The 24,742-nt window shown below is 49.7% G+C and carries 21 protein-coding genes; 4 read left to right on the forward strand and 17 right to left on the reverse strand.

All coding sequences use genetic code 11. The features are described 5' to 3' along the window. Positions 1 to 63: 63 nt before the first annotated feature. The 8 genes from ACDE64_RS18860 to ACDE64_RS18895 all read right to left on the reverse strand — a co-directional run bounded on the left by ACDE64_RS18860 (position 64) and on the right by ACDE64_RS18895 (position 9,323). Complete coding sequence (locus tag ACDE64_RS18860; RefSeq protein ID WP_411347863.1) at positions 64 to 1,080, reverse strand: glycosidase; 1,017 nt, start codon at positions 1,078 to 1,080, stop codon at positions 64 to 66. Positions 1,081 to 1,392: 312 nt separating this feature from the next. Beyond that, a complete protein-coding gene (gene ald / locus ACDE64_RS18865; protein ID WP_411347864.1) occupies positions 1,393 to 2,529 on the reverse strand; it encodes an alanine dehydrogenase in 1,137 nt (378 codons plus the stop codon). A gap of 357 nt (positions 2,530 to 2,886) precedes the next feature. Then, positions 2,887 to 4,104, reverse strand: coding sequence for a PucR family transcriptional regulator (locus ACDE64_RS18870; RefSeq protein ID WP_411343624.1), 1,218 nt, complete (start codon positions 4,102 to 4,104; stop codon positions 2,887 to 2,889). A 247-nt stretch (positions 4,105 to 4,351) separates the two neighbouring features. Continuing rightward, positions 4,352 to 5,578: an ABC transporter permease gene (locus ACDE64_RS18875; RefSeq protein ID WP_411347865.1), complete on the reverse strand. Its 1,227-nt coding sequence runs from the start codon at positions 5,576 to 5,578 to the stop codon at positions 4,352 to 4,354. Then, entirely contained in the window at positions 5,571 to 6,335 is a 765-nt protein-coding gene (locus tag ACDE64_RS18880; protein WP_411347866.1) for an ABC transporter ATP-binding protein, read from the reverse strand. Before ACDE64_RS18880 ends, ACDE64_RS18875 begins: the two co-directional genes overlap by 8 nt. 11 nt (positions 6,336 to 6,346) lie before the next feature. Beyond that, a complete protein-coding gene (locus ACDE64_RS18885) occupies positions 6,347 to 7,795 on the reverse strand; it encodes a DEAD/DEAH box helicase (RefSeq protein ID WP_411347867.1) in 1,449 nt (482 codons plus the stop codon). 119 nt (positions 7,796 to 7,914) lie between these two features. Beyond that, positions 7,915 to 8,691, reverse strand: a complete 777-nt coding sequence (locus tag ACDE64_RS18890; protein ID WP_411347868.1) for an SDR family NAD(P)-dependent oxidoreductase — start codon at positions 8,689 to 8,691, stop codon at positions 7,915 to 7,917. A gap of 173 nt (positions 8,692 to 8,864) precedes the next feature. After that, on the reverse strand, positions 8,865 to 9,323 hold the full coding sequence (locus ACDE64_RS18895; RefSeq protein WP_411343629.1) for a chemotaxis protein CheX: 459 nt from the start codon (positions 9,321 to 9,323) through the stop codon (positions 8,865 to 8,867). A 449-nt stretch (positions 9,324 to 9,772) separates the two neighbouring features. Between ACDE64_RS18895 and ACDE64_RS18900 the strand changes: the two genes are divergently transcribed. Both ACDE64_RS18900 and ACDE64_RS18905 read left to right on the forward strand, forming a co-directional pair. Then, positions 9,773 to 10,675, forward strand: a complete 903-nt coding sequence (locus ACDE64_RS18900; protein WP_411343630.1) for a LysR family transcriptional regulator — start codon at positions 9,773 to 9,775, stop codon at positions 10,673 to 10,675. Between the two features lie 113 nt (positions 10,676 to 10,788). After that, positions 10,789 to 11,598, forward strand: a complete 810-nt coding sequence (locus tag ACDE64_RS18905; RefSeq protein WP_411347869.1) for a histidinol-phosphatase — start codon at positions 10,789 to 10,791, stop codon at positions 11,596 to 11,598. Positions 11,599 to 12,357: 759 nt separating this feature from the next. Here ACDE64_RS18905 and ACDE64_RS18910 read toward each other — a convergent pair. From ACDE64_RS18910 to ACDE64_RS18950, 9 genes are all read right to left on the reverse strand, one after another. Continuing rightward, the gene (locus ACDE64_RS18910; RefSeq protein ID WP_411347870.1) at positions 12,358 to 13,320 is read right to left on the reverse strand and encodes a DMT family transporter; all 963 of its coding nucleotides are present in this window, start codon (positions 13,318 to 13,320) and stop codon (positions 12,358 to 12,360) included. Further along, positions 13,317 to 13,955: a GNAT family N-acetyltransferase gene (locus ACDE64_RS18915; protein WP_411347871.1), complete on the reverse strand. Its 639-nt coding sequence runs from the start codon at positions 13,953 to 13,955 to the stop codon at positions 13,317 to 13,319. The genes ACDE64_RS18910 and ACDE64_RS18915 overlap by 4 nt, the downstream gene beginning before the upstream one ends. Before the next feature lie 18 nt (positions 13,956 to 13,973). Further along, complete coding sequence (locus ACDE64_RS18920) at positions 13,974 to 14,714, reverse strand: metallophosphoesterase family protein (RefSeq protein WP_411343634.1); 741 nt, start codon at positions 14,712 to 14,714, stop codon at positions 13,974 to 13,976. Positions 14,715 to 14,769: 55 nt separating this feature from the next. Continuing rightward, positions 14,770 to 15,750 (reverse strand): metallophosphoesterase, encoded by a 981-nt coding sequence (locus tag ACDE64_RS18925; RefSeq protein ID WP_411347872.1) that lies wholly within the window; start codon positions 15,748 to 15,750, stop codon positions 14,770 to 14,772. A gap of 194 nt (positions 15,751 to 15,944) precedes the next feature. Further along, positions 15,945 to 16,724 carry a DUF3891 family protein gene (locus ACDE64_RS18930; RefSeq protein ID WP_411347873.1) on the reverse strand — a complete coding sequence of 260 codons (780 nt, stop codon included), beginning with the start codon at positions 16,722 to 16,724 and terminating at the stop codon, positions 15,945 to 15,947. Between the two features lie 48 nt (positions 16,725 to 16,772). After that, positions 16,773 to 17,570 (reverse strand): aminoglycoside N(3)-acetyltransferase, encoded by a 798-nt coding sequence (locus ACDE64_RS18935; protein WP_411347874.1) that lies wholly within the window; start codon positions 17,568 to 17,570, stop codon positions 16,773 to 16,775. A gap of 160 nt (positions 17,571 to 17,730) precedes the next feature. Next, positions 17,731 to 18,519 carry a succinate dehydrogenase iron-sulfur subunit gene (sdhB, locus tag ACDE64_RS18940; RefSeq protein WP_411343638.1) on the reverse strand — a complete coding sequence of 263 codons (789 nt, stop codon included), beginning with the start codon at positions 18,517 to 18,519 and terminating at the stop codon, positions 17,731 to 17,733. Between the two features lie 139 nt (positions 18,520 to 18,658). Next, entirely contained in the window at positions 18,659 to 20,401 is a 1,743-nt protein-coding gene (gene sdhA / locus ACDE64_RS18945) for a succinate dehydrogenase flavoprotein subunit (RefSeq protein ID WP_411347875.1), read from the reverse strand. Between the two features lie 69 nt (positions 20,402 to 20,470). Further along, complete coding sequence (locus ACDE64_RS18950) at positions 20,471 to 21,139, reverse strand: succinate dehydrogenase cytochrome b558 subunit (RefSeq protein ID WP_411343640.1); 669 nt, start codon at positions 21,137 to 21,139, stop codon at positions 20,471 to 20,473. Between the two features lie 325 nt (positions 21,140 to 21,464). On the opposite strand from ACDE64_RS18950, the gene ACDE64_RS18955 reads away from it, so the two are divergent. Next, positions 21,465 to 22,442: a LysR family transcriptional regulator gene (locus ACDE64_RS18955; RefSeq protein ID WP_411343641.1), complete on the forward strand. Its 978-nt coding sequence runs from the start codon at positions 21,465 to 21,467 to the stop codon at positions 22,440 to 22,442. A gap of 266 nt (positions 22,443 to 22,708) precedes the next feature. Further along, positions 22,709 to 24,739: a type II CAAX prenyl endopeptidase Rce1 family protein gene (locus tag ACDE64_RS18960; RefSeq protein WP_411347876.1), complete on the forward strand. Its 2,031-nt coding sequence runs from the start codon at positions 22,709 to 22,711 to the stop codon at positions 24,737 to 24,739. The last annotated feature ends 3 nt before the right edge of the window (positions 24,740 to 24,742 follow it).

A 24,742-nucleotide genomic window follows, 5' to 3' on the forward strand; every position in this document is an offset into this window, starting at 1 on the left:
CCTTCAATATACAAAAAGAAAAGGAAACGCTTGGCAAAGCGCCTCCTTTCCGAGATAGATTTCTCAGGAACTTGGATCGAGAATATGGTTAACCAGATCGTTTAAAGGCACAGTTGCCAGCGCGATGGCGGTATCGGTTACGCCATAGTAAATATAGAGCAGATCGTCTTTGACAATGTTGCCAGTTGGGAAGATCACGTTGGGAATCTGGAAGCCGAATTTCTCATAGTAGGTTTCGGGTTCCATAATGAAGTGATGGGTGCGAGCGATGACCAATTCCGGGTTGTCCAAGTCGAGCAGCATAGCGCCGACACGGTAAACGATCTGGTCGTCCACTCCGTGGTATAACACAAGCCAGCCTTTATCGGTACGAATTGGTGGAGTCGAGCCGCCGATTTTGCGGGATTCCCAATCCATGTTTTCCGCTTTGGCGAGTAGCTTAGGTTCATCCCAGTGAATCAGATCATCAGAATAGGTGATCCACATCGCTGCTTTATCTGTGCCGTATGGTGTGCCTATGTATTCTTCAGGACGGCGCAACAGGACGTATTTGCCGTTGATTTTTTCTGGAAACAAAATATTGTCACGGTCGTTAATCTCCAGCGGAGTCGTATCGGACACATGCTTCCAGTGGATTAGATCAGTAGAGGATACGATGCCAGAGCGGGTCAACCAGTGTCCCGGCTCGTTGCCCCAGCCGTCAGGATATTCGGGAATGGAGCGCTCAGGAATACCAGCACCGGTCGGATAGTAATTCATCGCACACGGACGCAGTGCATAATTCAGGTAAAAGGTGTCGTCAATTTTGACAATACGGGGGTCTTGTACACTACCATACGGAAATCCCAGCTCATCCGGCGTCAATACTGGTTGATCCACCACATGGGTAAAATGCACACCGTCATCGCTTTCCAGCAAACCAAGATAGTTTTTACAAGGGGTTAGCGAACCGGCGGTGCGCTCGATCATATAAAATTTGTCATTGTCCACGATAACGGCGGGATTGAATACAGTCACTTTGCGCCATTCATACTCGCCGGGTACGACGATCGGATTGGCTTCATGTCTTGTAATTTTCATTCACTGCCTCCTGCGATATGGAATGTGGGTAGGTCATATACTTTATTTAATATAACATTATGATGTTTAAAATAAAAACAAAATATCCCTTCCTATCAAAAAAGATGATAGTCCATCCCAATAAATTATAACGTAGCAGTGCAGATGTCGTGCAGCAGAAGTCATTCTATATTCTCAGACAGCAATGATCCCTTCATCCTTCCAACCTCGCGCTGTCGTAGTCGAAAGGTGCGGAACGATGAAGGGATGACATTGTACTATTCTTTGTATATGAATCGTAGCTATAGTCTATTGCCTCTCAGGTAAAATAAATTAGCTCATCGCGGCAAAGGTTTTCTCCAATGCTTGTTCAATCGCGACATGCTCGTAGCCAAGATCGCGAGCAACCGCTTCATACGTCATGAAGCCTGCGGCGGTGTTTACACCTAGCTTGAGTGCAGCATTCTTTTCCAATGCAATGCGCAGACCGAGATTGGCGATTAACGAAACATAAGGCATGGTGACATTAGTCAGCGCCAATGTGGACGTTTTCGGTACAGCTCCAGGCATGTTCGCGACGGCATAATGCACGACATCATGCTTTTCGTAGGTTGGATCATTATGAGTAGTAATGCGATCCACTGTCTCCACAATGCCACCCTGATCAATCGCCACATCAACGATGACAGAATGAGCTTCCATCTGCTTGACCATATCCTCAGTCACTAGCTTCGGTGCTTTGGCACCCGGAATCAGTACAGCACCGATCACAAGATCAGATGCTTTTACCGCTTCTGCGATATTGTACGGATTGGACATCAGCGTCTGTACGGACGAACCGAAAATCTCCTCCAGTTGACGCAGACGGTCGGCGCTCAGATCAATAATCGTTACGTCCGCGCCCATACCAACAGCAACGCGGGCTGCATTTGTACCGACGACTCCACCGCCAATAACGGTCACTTTGCCTTTTTTCACACCCGGTACACCACTAAGCAAAATCCCTTTACCACCGTGCGGACGCTCCAAGAACTGGGCACCGATCTGTACTGCCATCCGTCCGGCAACTTCACTCATCGGGGTCAACAGCGGCAGCGTGCGATTCACTTCTACCGTTTCATAAGCGATACCGATGACCTTTTTGTCCAATAATGCAGCAGCCAGTTCTGGAGCCGCCGCCAGATGGAGATAGGTGAACAGAATGAGTCCTTCGCGGAAATAACCATACTCCGATGGCAACGGTTCTTTGACCTTGAGGATCATATCCGCAGTTGCCCACACGTCAGCAGACTGTGGCAGCAGTGTTGCGCCTGTCGCTGCATAAGCTTCATCAGTAAATCCGCTACCTGTGCCTGCACCGCTCTCCACATATACATTATGCCCTGCACCTGTTAACGTTGCCACACCTGCTGGCGTAATTGCCACGCGGTTTTCGTTGTTTTTGATTTCCTTCGGGACTCCAATCTTCATATCCATTCCTCCTTAAAATGTACTGCTATATCGAACGTTGCTGAACCATACATTCATTATAGGATAGCTAAAATATCATGTAATCGTCTGTTTCCCCAAATTTGATAGAATTTACTTGTTCAAAAACACAAAAAGCCCCCTATAATGTCATTTAAATTGACACAAAAGAAGGCTTATTACATTGTGATGCTATGTTGAGGTGGATATACTAGTAAGTTTTTATGGCATTATGTTAATCTTTTACCCGTGTATGACAGGTTCGTATCATTTCATTATAGTCTGATGGCATACCTATGCTGATTTTGTAGGTATCACTATAGATATGCTACATGTATCGATACGTATACACCCTTCGACTTAATGCTCACCGTCAAACCAGAGCAGCTTCAATTCCAAGTACAAGGTCACCTTTTCCGCCATGCTATTGAGGTTAATCCCACCCACCTCGGCAATGCGGCGCAGGCGATAATTCAGCGTATTACTATGCACATGCAAAATCGCCGCAGCTTGCTTACCATCGCTATCCCGATCCAGAAATACCGCCAGTGTTTGTAGCAGATTGCTGTTATGCTCCTGATCGTAAGCAGCTAAGCGATCCAGCGGTCCCCATGATACCGGGAATTGACGCGCCTCGCGATGCATCGCTGGTAAATATCTGTAAAAGCCCGCATCCGGGTAATACGTGATGGACTGCGTTTCCGGCAAATGCTGATGCAGCACGAGCAGCTCTTTTGCCTGTTCGTAGCTACGCTGGATATGCAGCGCTGAGCTAACCTGTTCTCCGGCGGCGATCATGCCAAACTCACTGACAGGTAACAATTGCTGTACCCGCGCGACCATAGAACGAATACGCGTGGGCAGATCGGACGGCTGTTGTCCCGCCTGACAGCCGCACAGTAAAATCAGTCGATTCCCTTCTTCCATATATAGAGGAATCCGCACTGCATATTCTACTGCTGCCTGCTGGATACGCTCCGTACATGTATGTAGATGACGATGCTCGCCTTGCTCCATCAGCAGTACATAATGGTACGGAAGCAGCTCAATGCTATGACTGCGTGCATGATCTGCGGCTTCCTGCTCCGATTGAAAACGACCATTTAACAGACGGCGTAACAGATCGATCTTCTGTTGACGTTGTTGCTGCTGCATCATTTTGGAAGCGGCGATTACAGCGCCTCGGCGAAACTGCTCCAATTGCTCATCGCTATACGAACCGTCATGCTCCATTAGCCAGATATAACCGATGACCTCATCGTAATGACGAACCGAGATCGCCATGCGGCGGCTCAAGCCCACATCACTCAATTGCCGAATATGCTGCGGCTCAGCACTATCCTGCAATTGTTGCATCGCTCCAGATTCATATAATGCTCGCTGGACATGCTCGGGTACACGACGACCGATAATCGTCGCAATGCGCGCCGGATCGGTATTCGGATCGTGCATACTATAGGCAAGCAGCCGATGCGCTTCATCCTCAATCGTCACCGGGCTGCCCATCACTTCGCTGATCATCTCCGCCAGTGTTTGCAAACTATCCACTTCGTGCTCATTTATTTTTTTCATATCCATCGGTGTCCACCACCTGTCTGCCGGTTGTTGGTCATGTTTCATTGTGCATGGTCTAATCGATCGCTGGATACAACGACAGCAAGCCGGGCTTACGAAGCACCGGCGCTGTTATTGTACATAGGTATGATTCTAGATTGTATAGGCTTGTGTTGTTGCACATAGCTGTTTGTGTGTATAACGATTGTTCTACATCGTATATTCTCATGCTGTTGGCTAGCTTTGCATTCTGAACATGTAAGCGAGCTTGTTATCCCAACTCATCATCAGCTGCCAGATCGCGCAGCCATTTCCGATTGAGCGAAGCGCGCTGCATCCATACGACGACTAGACCTGCTGCCAGTGTCCATACCATACGCAGCGGATCGCCAGTGAATAGAAATGGAATCCACAGCACTACCGCGATTAACAACTGGGCGTGAGTGATCAGGCGCACCGTTTCTAGTCGCTGTGCTGTAACCGGTAGCGGATAAATGGATAACCAGAGTGTGTCCGTATGCTGTTTGCGTAGCATCGTCATCTGAACGCCGGACAGCAGAATGAACAGCAGATATACCGCTACTCCAAACCACGACAGACGCGCCAGTAGCACTAGCACAATCCCGATGATGACGAACCGTGCCAGCGTTGGCAGAAGTTCGCTACGTACAAAAGTCTTGATTAACAGAAAACGGAATGCCTGCTCCTGATTCCAAGGCACTCGGCGTCCGATAAAGGACAACCAGCGACGGTGATTGATCTTGCGTTCACCGGTCGGTACATCGACGAACCAACCGAGCATACGCATCACACCTGCGGCATGATTCTTCTCAGCAGCAATCAATCGTTCCCAAGGCACAGCCGCTTTACCAGGCAGACGCAGAACTAGCCAGTACACGATCACGCCCACAATCACAACGACACTCGCAGTCGTCAGTGGTAGCCACAGCCATGCCGCCAGCAAAGCGGTAATATACACATACCGCAATAGTCGGAACAGCACACGCGCAGTCTGTCCATTGATGCGTAGCTCCTGCCAACTGCCGTAATTGCTGGCGATTTTGAGCAGTAATAGAACAGCGAACAGCAGCAATAGCGGCTTGGCATCAGCGGCGGCACGTACATAGAACGGCCACGATACGAGCGCAATGAGCGCCAGCCAGATATATTTGCCAATCACACTACTACGCCATGCTGGAGCAAAATAGTTCTGCATCTGTGTTTCCAGTGGCAGCATGAAGATTACATCCGCCGGTCGCATATACGTACGAACTGTTCCATATAGCGTCAGCGGTGTCAGCAGCACCAGCATAATCCAGTACACTGGCAATCCTGCTGGAATATGTTGCACAAACGTCGTATACCAGGCGGCAAAGGCAATGAGCAGAAAGAAAGTCACAACTGCCACACCGCTCTGGACAATATATTGCGTATACGGCAAAATGCGACCCCAGAACTCACCGCGCCGCTTTTGCCGCAGCTCTGCCAGATTAATCATTGCTAACCGTCCAGGTCGAATCCTGTACCAGATCATAGAAAATCTGCTCCAGCGGTACGCCCTGCTGACCCGTCTGCTCACGAATCTGCTCCAGTGTACCTTGTACAATTACGCGACCTTTGTGCAATACGATAAATCGGTCGCAATAATTCTCAATCGTGGACAAAATATGCGAACTGAGCAAAATCGACGAACCGCTCTGCTTCGTTTCTACCATAAAATCAAGCAAGGAACGAATACCGAGCGGATCGAGTCCGAGAAACGGCTCATCGATCACATACAGCGGCGGTGCCGCCACAAAGGCGCACATGATCATGACCTTTTGCTTCATCCCTTTGGACAGATGCATGGACAAACTATCTTCCTTTTCGCCCATATTGAACAGCGAGATGAGGCGTGCTGCCCGCTGTTCATACAGACTCTGATCGACACCGTAAGCGCGTGCGGTGAATTCCAGATGCTCACGCACCGTCATTTCCTCATACAGCTGCGGCGACTCCGGTACAAATGCTAGCGAAGAACGGTACTGCTGAGCATCGCCTTGCAGTGTCGTTCCATGAATCTGTACTTCGCCACCCTGCGGTGTCATCAGACCGAGAATATGCTTCATCGTTGTACTTTTGCCTGCACCGTTCAAACCGATCAGACCGATCATCTCGCCACGGCCAACGCTGAAACTAATATCGTGCAGGACAGGCTTGCCAAGACTGTAGCCGCCAGTCAGACGGTCTACCTGAAGTACGGGCACCTGTTCCATAGACTATAACCTCACTTTTCGTCAGAAGCGCCATTCCGTTTGGCTTTTAGCCATTTTGGCGCTCCTTTGCTTTTTTGATCGGCTTTGCGCACTTTGGCTTTGCCATCGCGTTTGGTTGGTGCAGCTTTGCCAGTAGCTGGACGGCGCGCTGGTGCTTCTGATGATGTGTGTTCCTGCGTGCGGAAGCCATTCGTCTGACCTTGATTACTAGATGCAGCTGTATTGGCATTTCCTAAGCCTGCACCATTGCTATTGATTGCCTGATCGCCTACTGGTTTATCGTTGCGGACAACCGGCTTTTTGCTGCGCGGCTTGGCTGGGGAAGCGGTACGTGCTTCGCCACTCTCCAGAACGAGTTCTTTTAACGAGATATGCAGCGTATCGCTGAACTTGCGCATAATGAAGCGCTCGCGTTCGGTAATGATCGAAGCGGACACGCCTTTTTTGCCCATACGACCGGTACGTCCACTACGATGCACATAAAATTCCGCATCAAATGCCGGGTCCAGACTGACGACCAGATTCAGGTCTTCGATATCCAGTCCACGCGCAGCTACATCGGTTGCGACCAGCACCTGCAATTTGCCGGAGCGGAATTGTGCCAGCACGGTGCTGCGGGTTACTTTGTCAGCGTCACCGTAGATCGCTCGCGCTCTAAAGCCCATATATTCCAGCTTGGATTCGACTTCAGCAATCTGCTCGGTATCGTTAACGAATACGATAGAACGCGGTGCTTTGTAATGGCGCAGCACACGACGCAGCGTATCCACTTTGTCGCGTTCTTCCGTTACAAAATACACATGATCAATCGCGGACGCGGTATGCTGTCCCGGCTCGATGCCAACGATAGCATGATCGTTCATCTCGCGCTGAGCGATGCTATGAATCTCTTCATTAATCGTAGCCGACAGGAACACAAGCTGACGGTCACGTTTGGCGCTTTTGATAATCCGTTGTACATCGCTACCGCCGCCAAGCCCAAGTACCTGATCCACTTCATCGACTACGATCGTACTAACGTTGTGCATCTTCAGCTTACGTACATTGATCAGCTCGTTGATACGTCCCGGCGTACCGACCGCGATATGTGGATGACGACGCAGCTTTTCGATTTGACGCTTGATTGCTGCGCCGCCGATCAGTCCGAGTGAAGTGATGCCTTTCTCTTCGCCGTACCGCTCACATTCGCGAACGATTTGCATCGCCAGCTCCTGCGTTGGTGCGAGGATCAGCGCCTGCATCTCCTTTTGCTCTGGATTGATCTTTTCCAAAATCGGCAGCAGATACGCTAACGTCTTACCGCTACCAGTCTGCGATTGAGCAAGCACATCGCGTCCTTCCAAAATAAGCGGAATGCTCTGTTCCTGCACCGGGGATGGTGCGGTAATGCCATAACGGGACAGTGCATCATTCAGCGATTCGCCAATGCCCAGCCCAAGAAAATTTACGTTGGTTTCCATAAGTTTCATCCTTTATCTTTCCATACTATAGCGTATTGACAAACAATTACTTCACGCCATGCAGCAAGTACCATTATATCAGCAATTCACCCTTGTCCGCACACAATCTATCCGTTCCTTTATTTACGGTCAAAAAACGAATACGTCAGGCGATCGACGAGCCGTGGGAACAGCTGATACAATCGCAGTGCAAACCCGGCATAACGCGGCAAATCCACTTCCTCACGTCGGCGTTCCATCATGCGTACGATCTCGCGACAGACTTTGTCCGTCGATAACATAAAGCTACTCACATTGCTCACATAAGCCCCCGTTGGGTCCGCACGATCAAAGAACGCGGTACTGATCGGACCCGGGTTGATCGCAGATACAGTAATGCCACTGTTCCGCAGCTCCTGACGCAATGAATTGGTAAAGCCCAGCACCGCGAATTTGGTCGCCGTATAGGCGGTTGATTTGGCAGTCGGAAACTTGCCCGCCATCGACGCGACGTTGATGATCTGACCGCTACCGCGCTCCAGCATATGTGGGACAATCGCTTTGGTACAACGAACGATGCCCATATAATTCACATCCATCATCTGCGCATATTCATCTACACCCGTTTCTGCTAGTGTCGTGAATTGCCCGTAGCCCGCGTTGTTCAGCACAATATCAATGCGTCCGTACTGGTCTAGTACCTGCTGCACTACTCTCTCGACATCCTCCTGCTGCTGTACATCCATACGATACACGCGATGCTCACCTTGCAAGCCAGCCGATAACGTCTTTAGCTTATCCTCGGAACGGGCAGTCAATATCGGAATGGCGCCTTTCTCCGTCAATAATTGCGCCGTATGAGCGCCCAATCCGCTTGAGGCGCCGGTAATGAATACGATTTTGTTGTTCAATTTCAACGCCAATCCCTCCAGTCTACCTTATTTTAGGTGATGCACGGTTACATATCCAGCACAAACAAAAAAGCCGTTCTTTCCCCCTCTACCAAAGGGGCTAAAGAACAGCTTGCTTGTTTACTGCATTTTCATTAAATTGTATCTTACTCAGAAACGAAATCAAGCAATAAGCGAAATTAGGATACCATAACCTGAATATCCAGCTCGCCGATCCCATCCATAATCAATGGAATCGTCAGTGCTTTGGCAGACATGAAGCCTGTTACCGCACTCGTTTTCATCACTTTTGGTGGCGTGATATCTACTACTACACCTTGATTCGATAAAATAGTACTAGCGTTACCGCTGATCATATTGCCCAGCTCCGAAATCGCGCTCTGTCCCATCTCATCCATCTCCGTTAGCACAAAACCGCCCATCATTGCCGAAACCATACGCAGTGCTACACTTTCATGAATACCAAAAATAATATCTCCGCTCATTTGCCCGGTCATACCAATTTGAATCCAGATATGATCATCAACCAGCTCGATATCTTTGATACCGAGACTGCCTGTAGAAGGTGAGACTTGAACGACCTGACCAATAACGAGTCTCGCTGCTTCCAAAAATGGATTAATAACTTCCGCCTTCATACCTTAATACTCCCTCCACTAATGGGCTATATTTTAAATGAAACTTATGACCTATGATTAATATGCTCATTATACCTTATAACCTAGGACAATTCATCCAGAAACATGGCTACAACCCAAAATTTTAAAATTATTTTTACAAAATGGGAGCGAAATCGACATGTTACGATTTTATTGGGTATAAAGACTGGTATAACGAACCTTTTTATGGGTCCATTTGACGACTTTTTATTATTATCGGAAGGTAACGATGTTTTATGTAGACCAAAAGCTGGCGTTTTATTCAAATTCCAGTGTTTTTCTGGTAAAAATTTCGTCGAATTTCGCTGTAAATGATCCATGATTGCTTTTGCAAAACTTGCGAAATGGAGAATTGGATTTTCAGCATCATTGCCGCTTTTTCGGCAATCCACTATAATTTACTAACAGGTGTACATAAGGAGGAACTCATGAATATCAGTCAACTGGAAACATTATTGACCATTTCGCGGACGATGAGCTTCCGTAAAGCAGGCGAGCTGCTGAATCTGACCCAGCCTGCGGTGTCCGCCCAGATCAAAAGTCTGGAGGACGAGTTCAAGACGGTACTGGTGAACCGGAACCAACCGGTGACACTGACCGATCAAGGAACGGTCTTTCTGGAGCATGCCGAACAGATTCTGGCTGTTGTGGAACAGCTGAAGCAGCGTCTGGCAGATCTGGATGAGACTCCGCAGGGACGCATTTTGCTCGGTACGACAACTTCGTTTGCCATTCAGATTCTGCCGCGCGTGCTTGCTTATTTTCAAAATCAATTTCCGCTGATCAAAACGATGATTCATTCGATGCCTTCCTCCCAAATCTACTACAGTGTGGAAAATGGTATGGTTGATGTTGGAATCGGTTACCTGATCGAACGCAACCCGAACCTCGAAACCTCCATCCTGTATTACGATATGTTTGAGCTGGTCGTTTCTCCCCAGCATCCGCTGGCTCGCACCAAAAAGGCAACCATTCAGGATTTGCAGCATCTGCCGCTTATCATGCTCTCACCGGATACCGTCGGACGCAAATTCGTAGATGATGTATTCAAAAAGCACGGCGTTGTGCCGGAGATCATTATGGAGCTGTCCAGCAGCGAGGAAGTGAAGCGCATGGTCGAGATCGATCTCGGTGCTGCAATCATCTCCCGCCAGTCTATCTCCAGCGAGCTGCGTCATGGCACACTGGTTATGATTCCGATGCCAGAGTTTGAAGTAAGTCACCCGGTCGGTCTGATTTACAAATCCGGTCGTTATCTGAATTCGGCGATGCGCCAGTTTCTGGATGATCTCAAAGGCATGCCGGAAGACCGCTTTATCAGCCCTGAATAAATCAACAAGGTAGCTGTACGAAGTTGCGATTCCCGTGTGCTGCAACTGGTGATATGTTATGTACCAGTTCATCCGCACCTCATTCCCATGGAAGCAAAGGAGCCTGTTTGCCAATGAAATTCGATCTTCATACTCATCATTATCGCTGTGGACACGCGGATGGCGACATCCGAGACTATATTGAAGCAGGCATTGCCGCCGGGCTGCAAGTGATCGGCATTTCCGATCATACGCCATACTTTGGCTTTGACGAAGACCAGGCATTTCCTAACACCGCTATGGGCAAAAGCCAGCTATCCGCCTACGTGCAGGAAGTGCTGGATCTGAAAAAGGAATATGAGGGCAAGATCGACGTTCTGCTCGGCATCGAATCCGACTATTTCCCGCATCATGCCCATTTGTACAAACAACAGCTGGATTCATATCCATTTGACTATATTATCGGCTCTGTTCATTTTAGCAGCGGTCGCAGCATCTTCGATCCTACTCGTTGGGATGAACTGGACAATGCTGGCAAAGTGACGGTCAAGGAAGAATACTTCCGCATGATCGGCCAATCCGCCCAGAGTGGATTGTTCCATATTCTTGGTCACATTGACGCCATGAAAAGCAACTACCCGGCGTTCACCGACATCGAAGCACCGCACGCGCTGGATCAAATGCTGCAAACGATTGCTACTTCTGGCGTCGCCATCGAGGTCAACACCTCCGGCAAAATCAAAGCCTGCGGACTCTGGCACCCTGTCGATGCCATTCTGGAACGAGCCTACCATTTTGGCGTAGAAATCTCCTTCGGCTCCGACTCCCACATCCCACAACGCGTCGGCGACGATTTCGACGTTGTGGCTCAGAAGCTACGCGATATCGGCTATACCGAATGGGTATATTACAAACAAAAACAACGCCAAGTCGTGGCGCTGTAATAGTAAAATCAATCTATCACGATCTTATCACCTACCATCCAAGTCCTGCCGACCAAAGCAGGACTTTTTTTGTTTTCCACTAACCATAATTAGATAATCCCTCATCCCTCCACATCCAATAAAACACGTCCCCTACTCTAAAAAACCGCACCCCATTGTAACAAATACAAGGTTTACGGTTTACGGTTTACGGTTTACGGTTTACGGTTTACGGTTTACGGTTTACGGTTTACGGTTTACGGTTTACGGTTTACGGTTTACGGTTTACGGTTTACGGTTTACGGTTTACGGTTTACGGTTTACGGTTTACTCTTCTGCCCTTCCAACTGCCCCCTCCGTATCTGGACAAATCCGACATGGCGCGGAAGCACATAGCGGCGTAAAGGGAATAGGGAACAAAGACGACTTATAGTGTTTTCTTCAAACACGAGGTTCAATAAAAAGTGATTTTTGCGGAAGCAAAATATCTTACTGCTTTGGAGCGCGGGAATCTACCTTCACTTCCATTGCGTAGATTCCTGCGGCTCCACCGGAGTCTGTTTCCCTATCCCTTTACAGAGCGATTGTTGCTCCAAGCTCAAACTGTCGATTTCCCCACCCATACCCACAAATAAAAAGAGACCCGCCAAGTCGACGGGTCACATGCATATACCAAAAAGGGGGTCTTACACTATGTATCTTACCCGCTCCCTGTTAAAGTTAGATTGCAACCACATTGCAGTTACATAACATTAAATAACATAAGCATTTCCACTCCAGCTAACGCTGATTTGGTGTATCATCCATACCAGCAGTACTCACTGCCCGCCGCTCCTGATTCACCAGTACAATCCCGCACGTCACCAACGCCAGCGCCGCAAAAGACCAGATCGATGCCTGTTCATGCAGCCACAACGCCGACAGAATCACACCGAACGGCGGCGACAAAAACAAATACATCGACACCTTACCGACCTCGTTGTACTTCATCACCGTATTCCACAGTGCAAACGCGCCAGCCGACAACAGCGACAAATACAACAGCATCAATAGCCCCGTCCCATCCCAATCAAACGGAAACGGATTCCCCGACGCGCAACCGACGATCACCAGCCCGATCCCACCCCAGAACATCTGTCTACCAGTCAGACTGATCACCGGTTCAAAAGCTGCCTGACGACGTGCCAGCACATTCCCAACACCGCCGGACAGAGCAGACAGCAGCATCAGCAATTCAGCCACACCAAACGCCAGATGCTGATTGCCCCCCGACGCCATCCCCATCACCGCAATACCGCCAAAGCCTAGCAACAACCCTAGCCACTTACGCGTGGACAGACGCTCCGTACGCACCAGCCAGCGCACTGCCAGCAGTTGGAACAACGATACTGAACCTGAAATGATCGACATCGTCATACCTGAGCCGTTGCCTAGCGCCGCATATACGAAAATATACTGCAAAAAAGTTTGCGTTAATGCCAGCACCACCAGCGAGGAAGCCGGAATACGTGTCGCCGGAACACCACGCGGTTTGAGCAGCCACGCCAGTCCCATTAGCAGCAATCCCGCTAGTACAAACCGATACCCTGCAAACAGCCACTGAGCGAACAGATCGCCACTACCAATATGTAGATGCGCATAGCTTAATTTGATAAAAGGCAATGCACTGCCCCATAGCATTGTTGCCAGCACTGAACTGACAACAACGCCAAGGCGACTCGTAAACCAGCGTTCCACCGTCATGGCGCAACAGAATCGCCGCCGTGTTCACGCGAGGACGCATACAGTGCGGCGCGGTCTTTGCGGAGCTGAAATTCACTCTGAGCGACCGAGTACACAATGATGCCCATCTCCTGCCAGTAGCTTTTGATACCGGAATTGGAAGGCGGCTGTTGACGCATGCCGTTCTTTTCCAGCACCCGGATCGACAGATCGTTTTTGACATGACAGCGACCGACGATATGAGACAAGCCCATCTGCTCAAACCCAAAGCTGATCAGACTGCCCACTGCTTCGGTGGCATAGCCTTTGCCCCAAAATGTTTTGCATAGCGCAAAGCCAATTTCGGCGCGCGCGGCATGCTCGTCCCAGCGTTGAAAGGAGCAAACGCCGTACATGGATTCTCCGTCTTTGGACATGATCGCAAAATGAATCGAACTCATACTACGGAACGCTTCCTCCACCCGGCGCCCGAGTCGATCTGGCTGTAGCACCTGATATTCCTTCATCTCCGGTGTACCGTACAGATAGGTGAGCACCTGGGGATCGCTAGCGCACTCCCACCAGCGCTCCACGTGCTCTGCTGTCAGGCGACGCAGCACCAGCCGGTCGGTATGCAGCTCAGGCACAGCTCTTTTCAAATCCTGTTTACTCAGCATCGCCATTCCTCCGTTTCCTTACTTCTGCAATGCCCGGTAGATACCGGTACGCAGTTCTTTCATATAATAATCCAGCGCCGGAATACCAGCGTCAACCGCATCCTGTACAGCTTGCTCCACATCATACGGAATACGGGCAAATTGAATGGAATACGGAACTGGCTCTGTGGCATCTGGTTCGCCTTCAAGAATGACATACGATGCTCCTTTGCCATCTAATGGATTACCTACGCTACCGGTATTAAACAGGACGCGTCCATCCAGATGCTGCAAATACGCATTATGAATATCTCCGTAGCCGACTAGCTCAGGAATGCGCGGAAGAGATGTATCTTCGTCCGGCACCGGAGCAAACATGCCCATGCGACTGTCCAGATCGTCCCACGGTTGTACACGCTGAAATACACTTTCCGGCGAAGCGTGGACGAGCGAGATCAGCCGTCCGCTGAATGTGAAGTCATATCGCAGTGGCAAGGAATCCAAAAAGGACAACCGTTCTTCGCCCAAACGACGATGATGCCAGCCGAACAACTCGTCTTCGTTGCTCATGCGCACGATCAGCTCCTCCCAGTTGCCGCGCAGCACAAGTTCACAGCGTTCTCTCACACTGTCGGTAATAGCAACCGAATCCGGTCCCTTCCCCACAATGTCGCCAAGACAAAAAATGCGCCGTATCCCACGGCGATCTATATCATCCAGCACTGCCTGCCAAGCAGGCATATTTCCATGAATATCCGATACAAGTGCAATACGTTCCATGATTTCCCCCTCCATCCTGACCGTTTGCCGGCATAATTCAGTAAGCGCCCGCAGATCAGGTCGACGCGCGGTGCAAGGTAAAGATAGTCAGCTCCGGTCGGCACATAAACCGCACCGGTAGCTGCGACATCCCGATTCCTCGATTCACATACAGCGGCAGATGACCGTTGATTCCAGCCTTGTAACCGCCCATCACATATTTGCGTGAGCCTTTGGGCGTAATGACCGCTCCGACCAGCGGTACCCGAATTTGCCCACCATGACTGTGCCCGGACAACTGCAAGCCGAATTGTAACTCCTCCGGTATACGGTCGGCATAATCCGGCTCATGCATCAGCAGAATGCGGCAGGCATCATCTGGAATGCCTTTCGCTCCTTTATGTACATCCGGGTTGCCGAGTAATTGATCATCCAGTCCGGCGATTGCCAGCACACCGTCATCGCGAGTGATAATATGATTTTCGTTAATAAGCATCTGGAATCCACCTTGACGCATCTGCTGCGATACTGCTAACACATCATCCAGATAATCGTGATTGCCGAGTACGGCGAATTTACCTAGTGGTGCCTGCATTCGCTGCAAGGCGGCAATTCCGCCGTTCAGCTCGCTAGCATATTCATCTACCATATCACCAGTAAAGCACAGCAGATCGGGCTTTTCACCCATAATCACATCTGCCAGCTTATCCAGATCGCCGATATTCTTGCCCATGCCGAGATGCATATCGCTAAACTGTACTAGCCGCATCCCATTCAGACTAGGTGGCAAATTCGGTAATTCCAGCGAAATATATACCTTTTCCAGCCAGTTCGGTTCACCGATCCAAGTGTAACTCAGCCCACCCAGACCAAGCGCTGCGCCAGTAGCAAGACTGCCTTTGAGAAACTGACGCCGACTAAAGGTGCGAGGATGCTGTGGTTTGTTCTGATTTGTATTTGAATTGATTGCTGTCCATACATGCAATTCCGGGGAATGGGTACTCCCGAAGCAGGTATATGCTTGATTATAATATGGCTTCAGGTATGTTCCCTCCATTTCCCATCCAAACGGCGATCCGCTGTTATCATTATAAGTTCTCATAATATATAATGATTATTTTGCCGAATCCTTGCGCCGCCGTCAAATGTGGAACGAAGCAATACCCAATCATACATCGTGCATTGCCAGCAATACAGCCTGCTGTGTCCTTCCGAACATGATGTATTCTGTTCTTCGTAATCTAACCTTGCTTACGCCGATTCGGTTCCTCGGAATACCACTTCCTGCAATCGCTCTTCTGACGCCTCGTATGCCGCTTCCATGCCTTTTTCGGCGATCAGGGACTTGGACACTTCGCGATAAATAATCGTCGCTTCAAACGACTCCAGGAACGGGAACGGATCAAGTACAACCTGACGCTCATCCAACCATGTTGGCATAATCGTCTTCTGGTCGGCGGCGTCCAGCTTTTTACCAACTTCAAAGCCTTCTTTCCACCATTCCATCTCGTCTTTTTTGTCTACACCCGGCTCATTCAAGCACACATATAGTGACAGATCATCGCATAATTCCAGCACAGCGCGATGGTAACGTAGCTCCTCTTCGCCCGGTGCGGTCTGCTCTTTGATCCGCTCCTGACGCTTCTTCTCCTCATCCAGAAACCCTCGTCCAAATGGATCTTGTGCACCATATTCACCGATTAGCGCGCCATAATGGAAGCTGGCAAGCATACCTGCATACGGACACATCTCCTCTAACTGATCAATCCCGTATCGGTAAAATACTAGCTTCGCAGGCTCTGGAAAATCCATAAACGAAAATGGACGCTCCTTCACTTCATTCCACATCGGAATCTGATCCAGCGGAATCCAGCCGCGATCATGCTGCTCACAAGCGAGTAACACATCGTCCCAGCGCTGCTGATCGCGTGAAGCCCCTTGATCCATATGACGGGAAATCGCTCCCGATATGCGGGCATGGTCGTGCTGTCGAATCATAATAAATGAATCTTTTCGTTCTCTCCAGATCATATCTGTCATCCCCCTAGTCATGTACTTGCTGTCATTATCTATATATCCTTAGCGGTTCTGTTCCAACCAGCTTGCTGCATAATCCACCAATCCACGTTGTTTGATCAATTTGGCAGTCGCACTGCCGATGGTGCCTTGAACGACCAGATGCGGACAATCCTGCTCCAGATCAGCACCAATACGGTCAAAATCATCAGAATCAAAGTTCAGATCGCGGAATCGTACCCATTGCTTGCCCTTCTCCGTCGTCATCGGTGCATCCATCGTAATCTGCTTTTTGCCATTCCATTCCCCATGATATTCCGCCAGATGAATCGAAGTGTTGGTGAGATACGTCGTACCGAGCATCAGCACGTATCCATCAGCGTCATATAGATGTTGAAGTGGCGATTGATCGCCCAATCCAAAGTCCAGCGGATGCTGCTCCGCCCACTCTTTTCCATGCTTGCCACGAATCGCAAATGATACATGCGGATGATGACTGCGATACACGCCATGTTGCTTACGGAATGTCTCAGCGATCACCCCCATGCCTGTCGTAACAGTAAAATCTGGATCATATGGCGGCATACTTTCGCGAATCAGATCCCACCAGCGCGGATCGGCAGGTGGGTAGCGCCATAATTTGGGATCGGTCAATTGTGATGTCTGCGTTGGCATCATAAGGGTGCCTTCGGAGCCGAGCACATCTTCTAACGCCAGAATGACCGTTTCCGCACCGCCGGGAATCCAGCCGCCGATTTGTTTGAGCGAGGAATGCAGCAGCAGATTCATGCCGGGCTGCACGCCGAGCGCGGCAAATTCAGTTTTCAATTGGGTATAGTTAATCGGACGTTCCGTAATCATATTCATTCCTCCGGTCATATCTTGCTGCTATGTATATTTCAGGTACAGCAACCGAACAGATAGGAAAAAGCGGGCTGCACAATTGTGTGCTACCCGCCTTCACCGGAACCTACACGACGAGTGTATTTCCGTTCTGTATTTGCTGCCGGTCTATATGAAATTATACACTCAACCAGCGTTTAAACATACGTTTGTTCGTTTCCTTGTTCAGATCCGCAATAGATGTTGTGAGCGGAATGCCTTTCGGGCAAGAACGTACGCAGTTTTGTGAGTTCCCGCACGCTTCGATACCGCCTTCGCCCATGATCGCATCCAGACGTTCTTCCTGATTCATCTCGCCTGTCGGATGCGCATTGAACAAACGCACCTGAGACAATGGTGCCGGACCGATAAAGTCCGTTTTCTCATTCACGTTCGGGCAAGCTTCCAGACAAACGCCGCAGGTCATACATTTGGACAGCTCATACGCCCACTGACGCTTCGTTTCCGCCATCCGCGGACCCGGACCAAGATCATACGTACCGTCGATCGGAATCCATGCTTTGACCTTTTTCAGCGCACTGAACATGCGGCTGCGGTCAATGACAAGGTCGCGTACGACCGGGAATGTTTTCATCGGTGCAATCGTGATCGGTTGCTCCAGCTTGTCGACCAGCGATGAACATGCCTGACGCGGTTTGCCGTTGATGACCATCGAGCAGGCTCCGCATACTTCCTCCAGGCAGTTGGATTCCCAGCATACCGGAGCGGTGTCTTTGCCCCCGCTGTTGATCGGATTACGCTGAATTTCCATCAGGGCGCTAATTACGTTCATACCCGGACGGTATGGAATCTCAAATTCCTCATTATACGATGGACCTTCCGGTTGATCCTGACGGGTGATGACAAACTTCACTTTCTTGGCTGTCTGCTGTGCTGCCGGGTTTCCGGTGGTTACTGCTTCCGCCATTGCTAATGCCCCCTTGTTTGGACAATAAGATAGGTTGCGTGTGCAACATGATGCTGATCAGGCTCCCTGTAGAATTACGTCATGCACAGAAAGCCTTGTATTGGCTGAACCTGACATTATCATAAACAGACTTGACGTCTTAGCTTTTGGAATAGTCGCGGATACGCGGCGGGATGAGCGATACATCTACTTCGTCGTAGGAGATCTTCGGTCCATCCGGTGTCCAAGTGGCTACCGTTGTTTTCAAGAAATCTTCGTCATTCCGACTTGGGAAGTCTGGCTTGTAGTGCGCGCCGCGACTTTCATCACGGAGCAGAGCACCGAGCGTCATCGCTTCTGCCAATTCCAGCATGTTCCACAGCTGACGGGTAAAGGCTACACCCGGGTTGTTCCAGCGGGAAGCATCGTTGACGTTGATCTTGTTATACCGCTGCTTCAGTTCCTTGATCTTGTTGATCGTCGCTTGCAGCTTGTCGTTGTAACGAACAACCGTCATATTGTCGGTCATCCATTCGCCCAGCTCACGGTGAATCACATAAGCGTTCTCCGTACCGTCCATGCCGAGCAAACGCTCATACTTGTCTTCCTGCTGCTTGCGTGCGCCGTCGAATACACTTTGCGATATATCGGCGGACGATTTTTTCAGACCTTTGACATATTCGACTGCCTTCGGACCAGCGATCATGCCGCCATAGATGGCAGACAGTAACGAGTTGGCGCCCAGACGGTTTGCACCATGATACTGGTACTCACACTCACCGGCTGCGAATAGACCGGGAATATTCGTCATCTGGTTATAATCGACCCACATGCCGCCCATCGAATAGTGGACTGCCGGGAAGATTTTCATCGGGATTTTGCGCGGATCGTCGCCCATGAATTTTTCATAGATTTCGATGATGCCGCCCAGTTTGACGTCTAGCTCTTTCGGGTCTTTGTGAGACAGATCGAGATAGACCATGTTTTCATTGTTCACGCCTAGCTTCTGGTTAACGCAGACGTCGAAGATTTCGCGGGTAGCGATATCACGCGGAACGAGGTTACCGTAGGAAGGATATTTTTCCTCTAGGAAGTACCAAGGCTTGCCGTCTTTGTACGTCCAGATCCGTCCACCTTCTCCACGCGCTGATTCAGACATGAGACGCAGCTTGTCGTCGCCCGGAATCGCGGTCGGGTGAATCTGGATAAATTCGCCGTTCGCGTAATTCACGCCCTGCTGATACACGGCGCTTGCCGCTGTACCTGTATTGATAACCGAGTTGGTCGTTTTACCGAAAATAATACCGGGACCACCGCTCGCAAGAATGACCGCATCTGCGCCAAACGTAACGATCTCCATCGTGCGCAGATTTTGTGCAGCCACACCGCGGCATACGCCTTCGTCATCCAGTACGGCATTCAGGAATTCCCAATTTTCGTACTTGGTGACCAGACCAGCAGTTTCCCAGCGACGTGCCTGCTCATCCAGTGCGTACAGCAATTGCTGACCCGTCGTCGCGCCTGCGAAAGCGGTACGGTGATGCTTTGTTCCGCCGAAACGACGGAAGTCGAGCAGACCTTCCGGTGTCCGGTTGAACATGACGCCCATCCGGTCCATCAAGTGAATAATACCCGGTGCCGCATCACACATCGCTTTGACAGGCGGCTGGTTAGCGAGGAAGTCACCGCCATAGACTGTATCGTCAAAATGCAGCCACGGCGAGTCGCCTTCCCCTTTTGTATTAACCGCACCGTTGATACCGCCTTGCGCACATACGGAGTGCGAGCGTTTGACCGGTACGAGTGAGAATAAATGAACGTGAACGCCAGCTTCCGCCGCTTTGACGGTTGCCATCAGACCAGCAAGACCGCCGCCCACGATAATAATATTGGATGTTGCCATAAGAAATTACCCTCCCCTTATAACGTGCCTACTCCGGCAGGTGAGCAACGAATCCGCTCTGCCGGTAATTTATGCGACTAGATGACGAATACTTTCAAATGCAACAGTCGGATCTTGGAAGTCCACATTGCGGAATGCCACCATGGACAGCAAGAACATAATTGCAACCACTACGAAGATGGTCATGCAGATATAGCTGGATACACGCTGCGCGCGCGGTCCCACTGTGATGCCCCACGTAACGAGGAAGGACCAGAGTCCATTGGAAAAGTGGAACGATGCAGAAACGACGCCGATCGCGTACAATACGAAGGTAACAGGATTGGTCATAATATTGTGCATAATCCCGCCAAGCTGTTCATGTGTTACATTGCCCAGTGCAACTTGGAAACGTGTATCGTACACATGCCATGAAATATAAACAAATGTAATAACACCGGTTACACGCTGAAGCGTATACCGCCAGTTGCGCTCATTGCCGAAATGATTGTTGTTCGGTTTCGCCTGATACGCGATATACAGACCGTAAATCCCGTGATACAGCAATGGCAAAAAGATAAACACAAGTTCCAGAAACAGGACTAGCGGCAAACCGTTCAAAAATGCCACACCTGAGTCAAATGATTCCTTTCCCCCTTCGTATGCGGAAAAGTTGGTGATCATATGCTCAATAAAGAACAATCCGAGCGGAATGATCCCGAGCAGCGAGTGCAGCCTTCTGGCGTAGAAGCCTTTCATGAATGACGTTCCCCTTTCATAATAAGAGCGTTTTCATTGCGACAGGCATGTAAAATGCCGCCTAGACTCGGATAGACGGTAATGAATCGGACCTCCGGCTACCCTTGCATAGGAAGTTCCCCATCTTCCGCAGCGTTGCAACCTGTTATTTAGCCATCATCGTATCTTGCGTTACAGTCACTCCATTCAGGGAGGCTGTCACATAAAATTACGTTGTGAACAAGTTGTGTCTTTTTCATGTTACTCTAAATTGTCTTATAATGGAATTGCAATATAATTATTAATTGTTATAACTTTTTTGCATAAGAGAGGAGACTTTTGTCAGATGATTGAAGATCTGGATGTGTTTGCAGTCGTTGTTGAGCAATCCAGCCTAAATCAGGCTTCCCGCCTGCTCAACTTATCGCAGCCTGCTTTATCACGCAAAGTTGCCAAATTAGAGGAACAGTTAGGCGTATCGCTATTCAATCGCAACGGTAAACGGCTGGAGCTAACCGCGATCGGACGGCTAACGTATACATTCGCCTTGGAACAGCGTCAGCAGCAGCTGCGCTTTTTGCAAAGTTTGAACCGCTATAAGTCCGAGGAACAGACCACCGTCACCTTCGGCGCCAGCCTGACTACGTTACAAACGACGATGCCACCGCTCGTACGCAGCTTTACCGAGAAGCATCCGTATGCCGAAGTAAAGCTAATTACGGGCAAGACACATGAGATTGTCAATGACATTCGTGACAAACGTGCTGATATCGGCATCGTCGCTTCGTCGATCCATGAATCCGGTCTTGTCTGCGCGCCACTGTTCGACGATCACTTAGAACTGGTCATTCCGAAAAGTCATCCGCTTGCTGAGCAGAAACAGCCGGGTATGCAAAGTCTGCAAGGATTGCCGATGATCATGTTCTCCAAAGGCACCTGGTATCGCAAACTGATCGACGATGTATTTCACCGTTACATGGTCATGCCAGACTTGCGCATGGAGATTGATTCCTTTGAAGCGATTGTACGCTTACTGCCGATCTGTATGGCGGCGGCACTGTTACCGCGCTCGTATATCGGGGAGCAGCTGTTGTCTAGCAATGAATTGGTATCGCTGCACATTCCAGAGCTGGAACAGACACGGCGCACAACCTGTCTCATTTACAATGAAGCGGCAGAGCTGGGTAGCGCCGCTCGCCAGTGGATCGCGGATACGACTGCCAATTTTGGCGATCGTTCACCGATGATTCGCGATGCCAATATCCGGGTGGAAGATAATCCGCCTCTATTGGAAAATGAACAATTATCACCGGATGAAGAGTAACGTTGCACTCGCCGTTTACCTTTTTACAATCGTGAACATACATCCTGCCATTCATACACAATCCCGTTGTAAAAGAAGACATGAGTCTTTTGCAATGGGTACGGTATTGCGATACACTTGCATTACGTATGCCTGCGCTCATCCACTACTCTATCAGAGCAAGATCATAGTTGATTCCAGCACGGTTTGTTGCGGTTAATATCCCGTATCATTACAGACTGCAATTTACAGCATACGTTCATTTATTTCATTATGAGGAGGAACTCATGAATCCAACCGGACAGCCCGTACAATTGAAACCTAATTATAAAATACTGGGCATACTCGCTATGATCGGTCTGATCTTCTTTCTGTTTACACAGGTGTTTCCCATTACGCCGTCCGACACACTGGAAACCGAACAGACCGCATCCATCACCCCACAGCAAGCGCTGCAAACCGCAGAAACATTCAAGTCCAGTCTGCCGTTGAACCCAGAGGAACGCAGTGATCTAGGCACGCCCAGCGTTACCTACGTAACCAATGCAGAACTGAGCGGTTATATCGCGCGCGAGAAGCTAGGCAGCGAATATTCCAAATCCGTCGAGAAGCTCGCTCCCTACGATGTGTTTCGCGTTCATTACGGCAACCCTGCGTATTCTGTAGATATTGATGTACATATGAACACTGGCAATGTCACTGGCTTCAAAATCGGTAAAGTATCCCATGCACTGAGCAGTATGACGAGCATGACTACCGAATCCCCAGTCAGCAATGATGGCTCGCTCACCCTTGCGGATAAAGAAGAACTGGCACATCCGCTGTTGCTAACGCTCGGTTATGATCCTGCCAAGCTGAAACTGCAAAGCACCGAAGATCAGCCGGGGCTGGATTATATAGTAGATGGCGCTACAATCGGCGACGCACAATTGCATCTCAAATTGGCATTCGACGACAATCAGGTTGCATCTCTAGAACCCGTATTGACACCACCATCGTCGTATACCGGTTATATCGAGTCCCAGACCAATCTGGCGCTCTGGTTAACGCTGGGCGGTTACGGCTTCTTCACACTGGTGCTTGGCGTACTAGCGATTGTGTTCGCATCGATCAAACGCCGCCATACTTCCTTTAAAAGAGGAATTATTCTCAGCATCATCTACTGCGCAGTATCGATCATCAGCGTTGTGAACATGTGGCCGTATCTGGAGCGCATGTATGGCGGCGGCTCTTACGGCGAATTGACCATGCTCATCATGGTCGCACTGCAACTCGTACTGAATGTGCTGATGGCAGTACTGCTATACTTCTCGCTTGTCGGCGGGGATGCATTATGGCGCGAGCGCGGCATGAATATGTGGCCACGTCTTCGTGAAAAAGGCTATGGCACCTATGTACTGCACAGCGCAGCGATTGGTTATCTGTTTGCAATCATTTTGCTGGGCGTGCAATCGGTCATTTATCTGTTGCTCGAAAACTCACTCGGTGTCTTCTCATCCAGTGACGATTCCAGTTCACCATACAATATGGTCATTCCCGTGCTGCTGCCGCTGCTGGCATGGATGGCAGGCATCGGCGAAGAAGGTGTATACCGTCTGTTCGGGATCGGCATGCTCAAAAAGCTGCTACGCAATACATTTATCGCGTCCGTCCTGACATCGATTATCTGGGCGCTTGGTCATACGCTGTATCCGATCTATCCGGTCTATTCGCGTCCGATTGAGCTGCTAATTATCGGTCTGCTGTTCAGTCTTGTGTTCTTACGCTATGGCTTTATGGCTGCGGTCTTCGCACACGTCATGTTCGATACCATTCTGATGTCGTTCAGCCTGATGTTAACTGGCGGTGCAACCAATGTGGCGTTTGGTATTTTCTATATCATTATGCCAGCGATTATCGCGTATCTGATCTATCTGTATGCACGTAACAAAGGTGCGGATAACGCCTATCCGCCATACACACCACCGCCGCATCCGTATGCACCATTCCCGGGTGCTGTACCGGATGGTGGACAACCATACTATCGTCCAGATTTACCGCCACCGCCGGGTAACATACCAAACGATCCGCAGCGCTTCCGCATGTATGAGGAACCGCAGCAAGGTCAGTCACAACCGTCTGATCCACAACAGCCGACACAGACACCATATGATGGGCATTCCGTTCAGCAGAACATACCGCCCGTGCGACAACAACCGACGGATACTTCATCTGTGCAATCGGAACACAATGATTCTTCTCTGCAACAGAAGGATTCTTCACAACAAAAGGATTCCCATTCGCTGGACAAAGATGACGATCCCGATCGCAAAGTGTAAAGG

This window comes from Paenibacillus sp. WLX2291 (assembly GCF_046603665.1).
Classification (GTDB): domain Bacteria; phylum Bacillota; class Bacilli; order Paenibacillales; family Paenibacillaceae; genus Saccharibacillus.